This window comes from Hirschia sp. (assembly GCF_058892565.1).
On record NZ_JBZXVU010000012.1, the window covers coordinates 112,043 to 126,697 of the forward strand.

At 45.5% G+C, this 14,655-nt stretch carries 14 protein-coding genes; 5 read left to right on the top strand and 9 right to left on the bottom strand.

Annotated features, from left to right (window positions below; genetic code table 11):
* Positions 1 to 75: 75 nt before the first annotated feature.
* Positions 76 to 3,012 carry a M16 family metallopeptidase gene (locus tag AC5EF3_RS05350; RefSeq protein ID WP_493547295.1) on the bottom strand — a complete coding sequence of 979 codons (2,937 nt, stop codon included), beginning with the start codon at positions 3,010 to 3,012 and terminating at the stop codon, positions 76 to 78.
* Positions 3,013 to 3,259: 247 nt separating this feature from the next.
* On the opposite strand from AC5EF3_RS05350, the gene AC5EF3_RS05355 reads away from it, so the two are divergent.
* A complete protein-coding gene (locus AC5EF3_RS05355) occupies positions 3,260 to 3,895 on the top strand; it encodes a hypothetical protein (RefSeq protein WP_493547296.1) in 636 nt (211 codons plus the stop codon).
* Positions 3,896 to 4,053: 158 nt separating this feature from the next.
* Here AC5EF3_RS05355 and AC5EF3_RS05360 read toward each other — a convergent pair whose 3' ends face one another.
* Complete coding sequence (locus AC5EF3_RS05360) at positions 4,054 to 4,884, bottom strand: PhoH family protein (protein WP_015826493.1); 831 nt, start codon at positions 4,882 to 4,884, stop codon at positions 4,054 to 4,056.
* A gap of 11 nt (positions 4,885 to 4,895) precedes the next feature.
* Here AC5EF3_RS05360 and AC5EF3_RS05365 point away from each other — a divergent pair, with 11 nt between their 5' ends.
* Complete coding sequence (locus AC5EF3_RS05365; protein ID WP_493547297.1) at positions 4,896 to 5,180, top strand: hypothetical protein; 285 nt, start codon at positions 4,896 to 4,898, stop codon at positions 5,178 to 5,180.
* 84 nt (positions 5,181 to 5,264) lie between these two features.
* Positions 5,265 to 5,792 carry a gamma carbonic anhydrase family protein gene (locus AC5EF3_RS05370; RefSeq protein WP_015826495.1) on the top strand — a complete coding sequence of 176 codons (528 nt, stop codon included), beginning with the start codon at positions 5,265 to 5,267 and terminating at the stop codon, positions 5,790 to 5,792.
* A gap of 44 nt (positions 5,793 to 5,836) precedes the next feature.
* On the opposite strand, the gene AC5EF3_RS05375 is transcribed toward AC5EF3_RS05370, so the two are convergent.
* The 4 genes from AC5EF3_RS05375 to AC5EF3_RS05390 form a co-directional block, all read right to left on the bottom strand.
* Positions 5,837 to 6,778, bottom strand: coding sequence for a homoserine O-succinyltransferase (locus AC5EF3_RS05375; protein WP_493547298.1), 942 nt, complete (start codon positions 6,776 to 6,778; stop codon positions 5,837 to 5,839).
* A 136-nt stretch (positions 6,779 to 6,914) separates the two neighbouring features.
* On the bottom strand, positions 6,915 to 7,487 hold the full coding sequence (locus AC5EF3_RS05380; protein ID WP_493547299.1) for a hypothetical protein: 573 nt from the start codon (positions 7,485 to 7,487) through the stop codon (positions 6,915 to 6,917).
* A gap of 43 nt (positions 7,488 to 7,530) precedes the next feature.
* Positions 7,531 to 8,112, bottom strand: coding sequence for a PilZ domain-containing protein (locus AC5EF3_RS05385; RefSeq protein WP_493547300.1), 582 nt, complete (start codon positions 8,110 to 8,112; stop codon positions 7,531 to 7,533).
* A 190-nt stretch (positions 8,113 to 8,302) separates the two neighbouring features.
* Positions 8,303 to 8,836 carry a PAS domain-containing protein gene (locus AC5EF3_RS05390; protein ID WP_493547301.1) on the bottom strand — a complete coding sequence of 178 codons (534 nt, stop codon included), beginning with the start codon at positions 8,834 to 8,836 and terminating at the stop codon, positions 8,303 to 8,305.
* Positions 8,837 to 9,040: 204 nt separating this feature from the next.
* Between AC5EF3_RS05390 and AC5EF3_RS05395 the strand changes: the two genes are divergently transcribed.
* Entirely contained in the window at positions 9,041 to 9,925 is an 885-nt protein-coding gene (locus AC5EF3_RS05395; protein ID WP_493547302.1) for a hypothetical protein, read from the top strand.
* Positions 9,926 to 10,134: 209 nt separating this feature from the next.
* Here the strand turns inward: AC5EF3_RS05395 and hfaD are convergent, their stop codons facing one another.
* The 3 genes from hfaD to hfaA all read right to left on the bottom strand — a co-directional run bounded on the left by hfaD (position 10,135) and on the right by hfaA (position 13,009).
* Positions 10,135 to 11,382 carry a holdfast anchor protein HfaD gene (hfaD, locus tag AC5EF3_RS05400; RefSeq protein WP_493547303.1) on the bottom strand — a complete coding sequence of 416 codons (1,248 nt, stop codon included), beginning with the start codon at positions 11,380 to 11,382 and terminating at the stop codon, positions 10,135 to 10,137.
* A gap of 75 nt (positions 11,383 to 11,457) precedes the next feature.
* The gene (gene hfaB / locus AC5EF3_RS05405; RefSeq protein ID WP_015826502.1) at positions 11,458 to 12,486 is read right to left on the bottom strand and encodes a holdfast anchoring protein HfaB; all 1,029 of its coding nucleotides are present in this window, start codon (positions 12,484 to 12,486) and stop codon (positions 11,458 to 11,460) included.
* Complete coding sequence (hfaA, locus tag AC5EF3_RS05410; RefSeq protein WP_493547304.1) at positions 12,479 to 13,009, bottom strand: holdfast anchoring protein HfaA; 531 nt, start codon at positions 13,007 to 13,009, stop codon at positions 12,479 to 12,481. Before hfaA ends, hfaB begins: the two co-directional genes overlap by 8 nt.
* 282 nt (positions 13,010 to 13,291) lie before the next feature.
* Between hfaA and AC5EF3_RS05415 the strand changes: the two genes are divergently transcribed.
* Positions 13,292 to 14,140: an SHOCT domain-containing protein gene (locus AC5EF3_RS05415; protein WP_493547305.1), complete on the top strand. Its 849-nt coding sequence runs from the start codon at positions 13,292 to 13,294 to the stop codon at positions 14,138 to 14,140.
* Positions 14,141 to 14,655: the final 515 nt, after the last annotated feature.

Genomic DNA, 14,655 nt, shown 5'->3' on the forward strand with positions numbered 1-14,655 from the left:
TAAACGGCTTGTAGATAAAAAAAGGCGGCTCCATATCGGGCCGCCTTTTTTCGTTTGACTTGATGAGGGTTTCTTCTAGTCGAGTTTTGGGCGCTGTGGCGCTGGAATTGGCAAACCGTCATAATCAAGCTCGACAATTGGGTAGCCCAGCGTTTTGAGATCATCTTCGATGACGGCTTTGTCGCCTACAATCACCATGATCATATCATCAAGATTTAGGTGTTTCTTCGCCAAAGCATCGACTTCTTCTTTGGTCAGGCTTTGCAGGATTTCGCTTTGCTCATCTGTGAAACCTTCAGGAAGATCATAAGTGACGATCTGAGAGAGGAAGCCGAGCTTGTCGAATGGTGTTTCGTAATCTAGCGCATCGCTTTGTCCGATTGCAGATTTTGTAAACGCCAATTCTTCTTCAGTGATGCCGTTTTCATAATAGCCTGTAATTTCATTGACGAATTGCACGATGGAATCTGCTGTCGCATCTGTGCGAACGCCTGCAGATGCCGTGAACAGTCCTTTGACGTCGCTGCCGCTGAAGCGTGAGCGTGCGCCATATGTATATCCCTTGTCTTCACGCAGGTTTATATTGATCCGGCTGTTAAATGCGCCACCTAATGGATAATTCATAATGCCAGATTTGAAATATTCGCCAGTGGCATCATATTTTAGTGCGCGCTTACCTATGCGGATTTCAGATTGCGCCGCGCCTTCTTTATCAATGAGATAGAGTGTGCCTGCTTCCAATGCGGGATAGTTGAAGGAAGGCGACATGATATTATTGTCGCCCGTCCAATCAGAAAGTGCGCCCAAAGTGGATGTTAATTCGTCTTGGGATAGGTCGCTAACAGCGATGATAGACGCTGCGCCGGCTGTGTAATGATCAGCGTAGAAATTTTTGGCATCTTCCAACGTAATTGCAGAGACTGTTTCTTTCGTCCCCAGACTTGGGTGAGCTGATGGTGTGTCTTGTCCGTATGTGAGCAATGTGAAAATGCCGCTGGCGATGGCGGATGCTTGCGTTTTGCGTTGCTCAATGCCTTGAAGCGTTTGCTCTTTGATGCGTTTGAAGTCTGCCTCATCAAATTTAGGATGTAGCAATCGCTCTTTTACAATTGCCATTGTCTCATCGATATTTTCGGTGAGCGAGTGCACAGTGATTGTTGTAAAGCGTGCTCCAGAAGAAATGCCTATGCTGGAGCCTAGCTTTGCCAAGCGATTGGATAACTCTTCATTGGTCGACATTTCAGTTGCTTCACTCAGCATGTTGGCTGTCAGTGAGGCGATACCTAAATTGTCGAGCGTTTGTTGGCGCTCACCCGCTTCAATACGGATTTGAAGCGCTGTCGTTGGTGTTTCTGTGTTGATGGCACCAAGAATGTCTACGCCATTTTCCAGATTGGAAGTCCACATGTCTGGAAGTTTTACAGTGGGGTTGAAATCAGCGGCTGCTGGTTTGATAGATCTGTCAAAATCATCGGTGGCATAGCGCACTTCTAATTCTTCGGTGTTGTCTTCTTCAGGGATGTTGCGCTCATACATTGTCCATGTATCCGGCGCAGCAATGGCATCTGGTTGTCCTTCTGGGACGATGGACATGACAACAGCGGGTTTGTCTTTGATATATTGATTGTAAACGCGCATTACATCTTCTTTTGTAACATTGGAATAACGTTCAATATCTTTGGATGTGTAATTGGGGCTGCCTGTGAAGGTTTCGTAGAAGGCAAGTTGAGAGACTTTCCCCGAAACGCTTTCTAGCCCGTATATCATGCCAGATACGATGCCGGCCTTGACGCGTTCAAGGTCATCATCTTCCACGCCGCGCGTTTCAAATTCTTTGATCGAATCGCGCAGAATTTTATCCATGTCTGAGAGGGATTTGCCAGAAGCTGGGTTAGGTAGAGCTAATAGTGTGAAATTACACATAAGTTCTGCACATCCATGGCCAGCACTTGCTTGTACGGCTAGGCCTTCTTTGACGAGGTTTTTATAAAGAAGGGATGTGCGGCCTTCACCCATAATTGACATTAAAACATCCAATGGTGCTTCGTCAGGGTGGCGTGCATATACTGTTGGGATGGACATATAGATAAGCGGAAGAGCTACTTTATCTTCCATAGAAATATAACGATCAGCATCGAGTGTGACGGGTATATATTCTGGAGCTTCTACTTCTGGGCCGCGTGGAATAGACCCAAAATATTTGGCAATCCATTCAAGCGCTTGTGTTTTGTCTATATCGCCGCCGATTGTTAGCGTGGCATTATTTGGCCCATACCAGCGGGAAAAGAATTTCTTCAAATCGTTTAGATTGGCGCGGTTTAGGTCTTCGATGTATCCGATTGTGGACCATGAATAAGGGTGGCCTTCTGGATATAGAGCTTCACCAACACGTTCTCTTAGCAGGCCGTAGGGGCGGTTGTCGTAATTTTGACCGCGTTCGTTTTTGACAGTTTCGCGTTGGTTTTCAAATTTTTCTTCTGTCACAGCATCGAGAAAGAAACCCATGCGGTCGGCTTCTAGCCAGAGGATTTTTTCCAATTGGTTGGACGGGATAGTCTCATAATAATTTGTGCGGTCTGAATTGGTTGATCCATTCAACGTACCACCTGCTTCAGAGATGGTTTTGAAATGTTCTTCATCGGCGACATTGTTGGAGCCTTGAAACATCATGTGTTCAAAGAAGTGAGCAAACCCTGATTTGCCAGCTTCTTCGCGACCAGATCCGACATGGTATGTGATATCTGTATGAATAAGTGGGTCTGATTTGTCTTCATGCAGGACAATTGTCAGGCCATTTGGCATGAGATATTTTGTGTAGGGAATGCCGATTTCACCTTCGGCGGGCGTGAAAGATTCAACCAGTTCAATGCCGCCAGGAAGTGGCGAGGCAATTTCTTCAACCACTGAAGAGGGTGTTTCATTGGTTGCGGGAATATTACCCGTTGTGTTGATGAATGCACATGAAGACACACTCATCATGAGTGCTGCGATTAGCGTTGAACGTATTGCCATTGGTTGAACCTTAAATACTTCGGCGGCCGGATTTTCAGGAAATCCAGCGCGGTATGGTTAAATTCTTATTGTTTAACGGGTAAAATGGGTTGCTGGCAAAAGCAAGGCGAGAAGCTGACAGACAAGCCAAATGCAAGGCATTTACGTGTTTTGCTAGCTGAATTGGGCGATATGATTGCGAGACACCTAAGTTGAATTTTTGCTGTTATTTTATTAGAATAGCTTTGCAATGCTCAGGGAGGGACGCATGAATTTCTTGCTTCGATCTGGATTTTTTGTGATTGGTGCTGGCCTTTTGTCTATCAGCGCGAGCGGGGAACCAGCGCTTGCAACAGATGGTCGAGCGAAAATTATGGAATGTAATACACAGATGCGGGTGTTTGTTCAGCAAAGAGCAAATGATGCTGTTGCTGCGGCGGACAGATGTGTAGGAAGTTGCCGAGGTACATACGGCACAGATGATATACCGCCAGAACGACTGCAACGCTGTGAAGTTGCATATGAAAATTATCGCAAGGTTGCAGGTTTTTCTACAGCTGAGACGAGTGCGGCAATCAGTGAAGCTTTTCACGTGGATAGTCTGGTGGCGACTTTTTCAATCCGAACAACGCGGCTGGATCAATTTAAGTTAACGCCGCCGGGACAATCAAAAGAGGCGGAAATTGCTGAAAGCCGCTGTTATTTTAAACTGTCTGATGCTGCCCAAAAGGCTTATAATTTAAAGAATAGTCCTGAAAATCGCCAGAAGATAATGGAGATCAGGGCAAAAAATCAATTCGCAGCCTTCAAACTATCAGACATCAACTGGGTGGAAGATGGAACACGCACAAAATATGAGTGCACAGTTGAGCATTTAGAGATTGTGGGTGTTGAGAAGTTTTAAAAACTTATCCACGGCGAACGCAGGTCAGCTATATTCGCAGCATCAGAGCGGGGATGATATGGCATTCAGCTCAGATGATGTTTGACATTGTTAAATTATAATTGGCAAACCTTTCTTACCGGCGCTTCAAATAGAAACGCCGGTAAGGGAAAAAAGGTTTAAAGTGCAGTTAGCATTTGAGCGACAAGAGGGTGGCGAACGACATCTTCTTTCGCCAACCGGATCACGGATATATCATCCATATTTTCCAGTTTTTCAGCTGCGGGACCAAGCCCTGAAAGTTCTGGTAAAAGGTCTGATTGAGCAGGATCGCCTGTGACGACCATTGATGAATTCCAACCAAGACGCGTCAGCAGCATTTTGATTTGCATATATGTGCAATTTTGGGCTTCATCTATTACAACAAAAGCGTTGTTGAGTGTGCGTCCGCGCATGAAAGCAACGGGGGCAATTTCAATGAGGCCTTCTGCCATCATGGATTTGAGCGACTTTGCCGGAAGACGATCGGAAAGTGCATCATATAATGGGCGAAGATAGGGGGCGAGTTTATCTTCCATATCGCCGGGAAGGAAACCGATATTTTCACCCGCATCAACAGCAGGGCGACATAAGACGATGCGTCCAACGCGGCCTGCTTTTAAGGCGTCAACGGCTTTGGCGATGGCAAGGTAAGTTTTACCTGTTCCTGCGGGACCGAGTGCCATTACCAGATTGTCTCGGTCTATGGCTTCCATGAATTTGGCTTGGCCTTCAGAGCGCGGTGTTATGTTTTTTACAAAGCGTTGTTCGCGTGTTGCGTGGGTGTGGCCCGTTGGTTCTTCATTATTATTGTGATGACGCGAGGTCTTTTTTCGATGTTTGGGTTGCTCGTTTGCTGGATCCCATTTTCGCTCCAATAGATCTATATCTGGGCTGTGTCCTGCATCCTCGAAATATTCATTTGCGTCAAACTCTGCGCGCAAACGGCGTACATTGGATCGCTTAGCCATGATGTTCTCCTTTGGAATTGGCAAAATTAGATAATGCCGGACAGAAAAAAGCCGTAGGGCCAAATGGCGCTACGGCTGGGGTAGAAACTTTGAATTTTGAAGAGAGCCGTCCATTCGGCGCTGTTGCAGCAAAAAGCGGCGGAGGCAGGAATTCCCCGGATGTAGAAATTCTACCGGGTGGTGGTTTTCGACAGGGAGGCGACAATAGGCGCACTCAACAGTCCTCCGTTTCGATCTATCTTAGTGATGAAGGTCAAAGACAATCAAATCACTATTTCGAATCACACTACAATTAATCTACATAAACATTACCATGTTGATAATGACATTGGTGTGTCTGTTGTGGTTGTGAAGTGTTAAGGAATTGGGAGCCTATAAAAGTGGCAATATATAAACTGGATGCTAAAACACCTATCACTGAAGATGGCGTATGGGTGGCAGATACAGCGCAAGTCATTGGCGATGTGCATTTGAAAGCAAATTCAAATGTGTGGTTCAATGCGGTCATCCGTGGTGATGTGGAATCAATCGTTATTGGCGAAAATTCAAATATTCAGGATGGCTCAGTTTTGCATGCTGATGCTGGGTCGCCGCTCAACATTGGGAAAAATGTAACGGTTGGGCATATGGTGATGCTGCATGGGTGTGACATTGGCGAAAATTCGCTGATTGGCATCGGGGCAACCATCTTAAACAATGCGCGGATAGGTAAAAACTGTATCATCGGCGCACATGCTTTAATCCCCGAGGGGAAAGTTATACCCGATAATTCGCTTGTGATGGGAGCGCCGGGGAAAGTGGTAAAAGAGGTGACACCTGAAATGGTGCAGGGGCTGAAAGCATCCGCTGCACATTATGTTGAAAATTCGCAGCGGTTTGCCAAAGGTTTAGTGAAGATATGTGACTAATCGAATGCGACGCATATTTGCGTATCATTCGATTGGGCCAGCGTTTAGGGTTGAATGCGTAAATCCGTAGATGATTGACCAATTTGAGATTGATCAAATGGAGTCGTCAAATAAATCTCACTTATCCAGTTGCCATATAAAAGATGGGCGTGAGAACGCCATCGGTTTTGAGGAGTTTGGGTTGGATCATTATTCGGGTAATAATCAAAGGGTAAATTGACCGGAACACCACTGGCTTTGTCTCGATCATATTCTTCTTTTAGAGTGCCGCTATCATATTCAAAATGATTGAAAATATATAATGCGCGGTGCTTTTTGTCTTCGATTAAACATGGCCCAGTTTCATCGCTTCCTAGCAATGTGACAAGATTGGCCGCGTCGACTTCGTCTTGTCTGACTTCAGTCCAGCGGCTGACAGGAATGACACATTCATCGGTAAACCCGCGCAAATATTGTGATGCTTGCTGAAGGTTTTTTTGAGCATAGCAGCCAAAATATTTTTCTGGCAGTAGATGCTTTTTGACGTTGTGGAAATAATTGATCATCGCCATGCCGCCCCAGCATACGCCAAAAGTGGAGTGCACATTGGTCTGCGTCCATTCAAAAACTTGCTTTAGCTCGTCCCAATAGGTCACATCTTCAAAATCAATCTGTTCGACAGGCGCACCAGTGATGATCAGACCATCAAATTTTTCATCTCGGACTTCCTGAAAAGAACGATAAAATTCTGCCATATGCTCTGCAGCAGTGTTTTTGGTTTTATGTTCTGTCATGCGGATCAGGTGAAGGTCTATCTGCAATGGCGTGGCACCGATAAGCCGCGCAAATTGGTTTTCTGTTTGAATCTTTTTAGGCATAAGATTCAGCAACCCAATTTTCAGGGGACGAATGTCCTGCTTGTGCGCTGTATCCAGCCCGAGCACCATAACGCCTTCATCATTAAGGACGGAAAAAGCTGGGAGTGAACGGGGCAGGGTTATGGGCATTAGACTGGTCCATAGGAGATTTTTATTGTGACAGGAGCTTGATTTGGGCCGAAAAGATATCGGTTTCAACCATGTCAGCGATTTATTTAGCGCACACGAATGGGCGATGGTTCAAAGTCTGATAGAATTAAAGTGCTTAATCGTCCAGATCTGAATCCCAAACGCTTCGAACAGCAATGTCTGGCTCTACACCAAGGTTGAACCAAGCGAGGCGTCCTTTAGTTGCGTTGACGATGACAAATTGTTCGTCTTTGCCCATAACGGCGGAAAGTTTGTTGCGCAGCTGGGGCAGGGTGATGTTTGATCGTAAGACCCACATGTCATTGCCTGCGCGCGCAAATTTACCTGCTGCATTCAAGACTTGTTCGAAGTGGTGTAAATTTGTGAGAATTCTTCCGCTGATGAAGTAATTACAAACTGTTGGTGCTTGGTCTTCATTTTTGTTTTCTGAGGCAATGCGTGCAGTGTTTTCTGTATTGCCTGAGAAATTCCAGCGAATATTGGGATGTTCATCGGCCCGAAAGAACACATCATCTTCTCCGCAAGCAAGAAGTGTGTGCGCGTTGACGCGGCCTTCTCGGAGAAAATCAATTAATCTAGCTCTGGGATAGGGGCCATATATTGTACCATCAACCTGAACACGCCATTGAACACGTTTGATTTGGTCACCATTATTGACGTCTTTTTGTTGGTTGGTGGCATTATACATTATGAGATTCTATCCATAAAAGTCTGTTTGTAGTCGTCAGTTGTTATTTGAGAAACTCGACGGCAAATCCGTTTTCGACATATCGAGCGCAGCGGCCAGCTTTACGGCCTATTTGAACTCGAGAGCCGATTTCTGGTCGTGGACCTGATGTGCGAAGAGCAACTCCAAGCAATGAAATATCGATGACATTACATTGTGCGACAATGCCGCTTTCATAGGTTGCTATAAGTTGGCCTGACGATGTGCGGCGACGTGATAAGCGGTCATCTTCGAGGCCAAGGCTTCGTTGATTAACGATCCAAGTGAGCTGATCCACGAATTTGTCTAGTTTTTGCGGAACAAATTTAACGCTGACTGCGAAACCTTCTTCGGTTTTTCGGGCTGCCGTACCGGCTAATCGTCCAAGTTGATCAACATAAATGATGATTTGATCACCGAGATTGCAGGGCTCGTCAGTTCTAAGAGAGACGCCTCCACCGCAGAGATCAACTGTTTTGGCATTGAACTCATGCCCACCTTTCCAGAGACAACGTGCCGTTGTTTCATGGATAACACGCCGGAATCTACGGCGATCTTTTGCGCCAATATTCCGAACTAAAAGTCGATTTGTAGATAGGTCAGACATTCGATTTCCAACATGGTCGGGTTCATTCACCTGATATCATATTGTATTGAAGGTTCATAAAGTGTTGCCAGAACCTAAATTTTATTCCTGGAAATCTCTTTCAATTAGAATTGGCTTTTCAAGCTGAGGTAGAAGATAAAAAATGGGACTTGTATAAACAAGCCCCATTTTAAATGAATCATATCCGAAACTACTGCACGATGCGTAATGACGGCCCTGTGTCTCTGGGTTTCGGCGGATATAGGCTTGATATAAAATGCCGATAGATTGGACGACCTTTGAGAGCGGCTTCGTCAGATAATGTCTGATAGAGACACAAAAGGCGCGGACGTTCTTTATTGCCTGTATCTAAGGGCGAAAAAGAGATTTCAATTTCGATACTTTTACCATCCAGCGTTTGAGCTGTTGCTCGGATAAGTGATGGACTGGCGCATTCAATCGCTGTTTCCACAGCCGTTTTGACAACCATTTTGTCCGTGGCATTCCACAATGATAAGAAATTGTGTTCAACAAGTTCGCGTCCGAACAATTCTTGGATGCCAGCACCTACCATGCGAAGAGAGTAATCTTCGACATCTGTGCGCTGGACTATGAACAGGCGGCCAACGACGTCTGGATAATCATGGGCCATTGGGCCCTCGATTAAATGACTGTCCCCCCGCGACAATCTTTTCCAGGCTTCGATGATCGCTCGCGTATTCGGATGTGCTTTTAGCTCTATCATCAACTTTATTCTCTTTAAACTAGTAGGCAATTGCCTGTTTGAGAACGACATCGCAAAGAGTGGGCCAGTTTTTGTAACGGAATATTTGCTATTTTCGGGTCAATATTGGTCACCTTCAACTGATTGGAGAAATGCAATGCACCTGACGGATGAAATCGGGCGTATAAATTGCATGTAAGGGTTGAAGATACGAGGAGTTGCATAATGACCGTTTCAACAAGACACATTCCTTTGCGGGCTGCATTGGCCATTGGTGCTATTGGCGGATTATTGGTTGGCGGAAATGCGCTTGCTCAGTCAGGCAATGCACCAATTGTCAGGACGGCACCTGCGGCCGGCTCGAATGCGAATTGTTGTGATCTTCCCGAAAGCCAAATTGTGAAAGTTCCGGGCGTTGTTGCGCCTGGAGCGAGCGTCGTGATTGGTGCGGGCAATGCAGGTCGCGGATATTCCACTTATATTGAAGGTGGTCATAGCCAACAATCAAGCATCTATTATTTCAATCAAGGACATGGTGCGACTGTCGCACCATATGAGTCTAGCGTGTTGAATAATCTAAAAGTTGAAGGTGGTTTGCAGACCGTTACAGAAGAAATTGCTGTGACTGAAGAATATTGTGCGCCAGCTGAAGTTAGTATTCAGGCGCAACCGGTTCAGGCGGTGTGTATTGATGATAAGGGTGCACCACACCCTGCGTCTCAAGTTTTTGGAGAAGAGGCTATTTCTACTACTTATACAGGCGAAGTTTTCCGCTGTATGGCCGGAACATCCATGCAGGTAACTGTAGGTTCTTTTGCCAATAGTGATGCAATGTTCGATGGTGGACGTACTTTTTCTTGTAAAAAGGGTGAAGCTTTAACACATTCTGTTGGTGGGCAATTGAGTTGTGCGCCAGCTGCTGCGCAACGTAATTGTAATGAGCGGTCTTTGCTTCGTCGCTATGGACCAGGCGTGAAAACACTTCAGGCAAAATCACCATCATGTATTCCAAGCCACCGTACTGTTATGAAAGAAGTGGTGGTTGAAAAGCCGATTTCTAGTTCAGGTCGGATTGTGCTGGATGGTGGCGTTGGTCAAAACGTTTATTAAATCAACAAAGCAGACAAACAGTTAGAAGAATTTAGAAATCCGGCAATTGCGTACATCGCTTGCCGGATTTTTTGTGAGTTTACGCGTTTTGAAACTGTAGTGTTGGTTTTGTCTCAATAAAAAATCCCCGGCTCTGATAAAGGAGAGGGGATTTGAGGTTTGAAACCTAGTTTAGATCTAAGTTTCTATATGTATATTGAGAACTTGGTTTAATGGCTTCCTGCAACACTGTTTGTTGAATAATTGGCAGAGTTGCCGATCGCTACTGCCGAGCCATAAACATTGCCATTGTTACTTGTCCATGTCTGCCCTGATGCAATGATATTGCCGGAATTTGTTTGTGTGAGAGCACCGCCAGGAACAGCACTTTGACATGTTGCACATACATAGCCTGTATAAGCGTTACCGATCGCGGTTGAGGAATTTGTCAGGTTTCCTGCGCCGCCATTACCACCTTCAAAATCAGACAGAGAGATAACATCTCCCGAATTGTTTTGTGAGTAATAGGCATTTAAGTCTGAACCGATATTGGTTTGCAAGGCGGAGTTTCCCACCCCATATGCGGAAATAGCTGCATCGCCGCTCCAATCATTTAAAACCACTTCTGTGGTTGAGGTGATTGTCGACGAGTTGTTTTGGCTGCCATCGAGTTGGGAATAACCCCATGAATTGTCCATCACAATGTTGTTTCCCATGGCTTGGGAATTGGCATTAACATTGTTGCCTGCAGCTTGTGTTAAGTTCGTTTCGGCAGTCACTGTGTCGCCGGTTGAAGTTTGGCGTATATTGCCAAACACGTTTGAATAAACGGAAGAAGATTGATAGCTATTGCTAACAGCAAGTGTGTTCGCATTTGTGTCTTCAACTGAGCAACATACGGTCGCATCAACACTTGCGTCGACATCTGCTTGAGAGGTTTGGTTCGCGTTTGCGCGCAATGTTGGAGAATCACCTTCGGCAACAAGACGGCCATCAAAACCGATATCCTGAATATTAGCTGCAGATGTAGCGCTTGTATTCAATGTGGTAGCTGAAATATCGTTGACACTGGTTGAAGATGAAATACGATTTGCGCCAACGGTCTGGTTCATGCTGTCTGCTTGGAATTGACTACCTGTTGTGGAGTTACCATAAGACGTGGCCTCAGCCGAAGCTGTTCCAAGAGTGTTTAAGCTTTCTAGCGTTGCAGAAGCAGTTGAATCTCCAGACATTGTTTGTGTTGATTCAACATGTCCGTTGACGGCACCATCTCCCATGCCCGAGGCTACGTTGCCCAAAGCCAATGCGGTGGAGCTAACATTGTTACCATCTTCCTCAACATTCATATCTGCAAATACGTCAGCAAAATTAATTTGATTGTTTAGAATGCCGGGATCTGATTGTGCCAAAGCTGATCCAGACAGGCTCACCAAAAGGGCGCTTAGTGCGACACTTGCTGCAAGGTTTGTTCTTTTCATGTCTGAGACCTTTTAAATAGGCATTTGGTAAAGCGCTTCGCCCTGAAGTGTTCGGGCGAAGTTTATCGCCAATTATTAATTGTTTTTACGGCCGCGAAGCGTGACTTTTTTGGCGTTCTCGATATCTCTGTCGCGATCATCGTGCCAGCGAGATGCTTCTTCGCGTGTTTGACCATTATTTGTGGCGAGGTTTTCATACGCTTGCACGTAATTACCGGTGATCGAGTTTGTTGTTGGAACACCAATATTGTTGTTTGCCAGCGCGCCACAAACATCAGGGCTTGTGATACCGTATAAGTTGGCTGTCATTTCTAAGACAGCACGTTCGATGACTGAGCGGACAGCCAATTGAATTGGCTCTTGCGCGCGTTCACCAAGGCCGATGTCAAATACGTTATTGTTGGCAAAATCGAAAATTCCGGCTGAAATTTCACGGCCAATGATTTGTTTCTGGTAGGATATGACGTCGACAACTTCCAGAGATTCTGTTTCGACAAGGCGTAGATCTAATCCGACATTGATGACGAACATTTTTGCGCCGCCATTGCCTTTAGGGTCTTCAACGTCGCGATCCCCGATAAAGCCATCAATTCCAACGGAGCGAATGTTGGAGTTTAACTCTGTGATACCACCTACAAGGTAGAAGTCAGATCCCGGGATTGATCCCGCAGTGATTTTTCTAAAGTCTTGATCTGCAGCATCGCCGATTAGCTTGTTGTTGGCATATTTTAATTCCAACTCAGAGACAGATGTATCAAAACGCTCAACAAGGCGTGCACCAGCTTTCGCAAAAGCGGAAATGGCCATAAGGGAAGCACCTTGCGTGACGCGGCGACCACCTTCAAAATCTTCTTTACCAGTATAATCAAGGATCCGACCGACAGCGATACGTGGCTGGCCTAGACCAACTTGGTGAGCATAATCACCCATACATACAAGGCTGGTCGAATAAGGTGTTGGGTTTGCTGTGACCGGTGAGCCACCGATTGGCTTTGTGTAATTTCCTGATTTCGTTGCAACAGGAGATACACAACCAGTTACCATGAGCGCGCTTGCTAGAAGAGCGACTGATTTTTTAGCATTTTTGCGAATTGGGCTAGTCATTCAGATCAAGCTCCCCATTTAGAATTACAGTTTGATCGCCAGAATTAGTTTGGTGTGAGTCGATGACGACAATATTGTTGCTACCGTTTGTGATGACGTTGAGTTGGTTTCCAACAGCGGTAGAATTCCCAAATCCTTGATAGCTTCCATAACCCGCGCCCGCTCCACGAAAATTGTGTCCGTAGACGCCGCCAACGGAGAGAGAAGATAGATCATCTCCAACAACGATACGGCCATCTATAATGACGCGATTGCCATTTATGTCTCGTGAGCTGGCATCATAGTTTTGGCTTTCTTGCCCATAACTAAAGCCATAAGGGCGCTCAAACTCACCCGTGTATTGGGCGGCGGGGTTCGCAATAGCAGGAAGGACAAGACCTAGAGAGGCCATTGTTAATCCAACGATACCTGTTTTCATTCGGCGCAAAGTCATTTCGCAAATCCCGCGTACAATTATTTGACCGGGAATAAGCAATGATCGTGCCATAGCCCCAGATTGAATTTGCTGAGACTGTATATGCATATGGTTACCAAAAAACTGAATTCTTCTATTCACTTCTGCGCAAAATCAGGAGTCTTTGAACAATTTACAGTGAATAGTTTCTATAAGCGTCTCAGGTGTTAACTTTATTTCTTCTGGAGATAGGCTGGATGGTCGCCGCTATCGTTTGATTTTGTGTGTTGAAGAAATTGCGTTCAGCGTACAAGTCGTGAAACTGTTCATGTTTTCGTCTCGCTAATGTCACTATAGTGTGGGATAATGGATTTATAGATTTATAAAGGCGACCTGAGAGGAGCCTAGACCATGAGAAAATTATCCCCCCAAGGTGAGCAATCGGTCAACGAAATTGCTCAACGTTATGGTGTGAGCTTTGATGCTATTGCGACCATGTTGAATGCTGTTGCAAATGGCGGAGGCACAATGGCGCAATTTAGTCATCCTGAATTTGGTGGCTCTGGCCAATGGATGCAGGGCGGAATGACCATGGTGGGAGACATGTTCAATCATGGCCTTAAGGCGCAGGTTGATAATGTCTGTTACGAATTGTCTGGTTTGCTGGCGAATACTCAGCCATTTGCACCTGTTCCAGTTCGCAAAGCGCCGGCTCATCAACAAAACAATTCTTTTCAATCTCAAAGTCAGGGGAATGGATCTAGCTTTTATATGACGCAAGGCGGTGCATGGTGGCCCGAAGAGCTTGGTCAGCCTTCTGCAACGGGCAGTCAGAACGACATGCAATACGCCTATTTCCCGAATATGCGGCGTTTGGCGCTAAATGCATATGGAAGCGTTGGTGTGTATGATACGCTTGACCATAATATTGGTGGCTTTGGACAGCAGCAGAGCGGTGATGCATCTATCACATTTTCCAGCCAGTATGGAATCGTCTCGCTAAATAGTCTTCCACGGGTAGATAATGTGGTGCCCAAAGCTGAGGTAAATGCGGAGCCTTCATCGATTGAGATGCCAGAGACAATGCAGCAGGCCCCAAATGATATCGAAGAATCACAGCAAGCAAGTCCCGTTAAGGGGGATGCCAAAGAATCCGATATCTTTGCGCTTTTAGAGCGTTTAGCCGGATTGCGAGACGCGAAAGTTATTAGTGAAGATGACTTTGAAGCGAAGAAGCAGGATCTTTTAGCGCGTATATAAGGAATAATTGCCCAGCGAATGCAGGTGAGGGACCACTTTAGGCATGGTAATCTGTGTAAGGTTTGTGGATAAGCTGTGGAATCACGTAAAACCGGTAAAAAAGTGCATTATATTGATTGACGCTGTCTGACTTCATCCATATAGGTCTGCGCTCTTCTTCGACATGAGGATATTGGCAGACCTGACTGAGGTTAGTGAGCAATGTCCTATTGGCTAATTTGATCAGTTTACGGACTTGTTTAAATTAATTGAGAAAACATGTTGACGGGAGAAGATGCGGTCTTTATACGCTGCATCTCTTCGCTGGCCATTGAGGTTCTGAGTTCGATCTATTCGAATTTAAGTGTCTCAATTTTAAGTAATTTTCTGCTCTCCGGAGTTTTTAAAATAACTTAAAATAATTGGTTGACGGGGTGGGGTGTGGTTATTATAAGCCGCGTCTCTTCGCCGATCACGGGGTTAATTCTTTACTCTTTTAGGGTAATAAAATTGGCTCAGTTTTTAGTGGTTTTCTT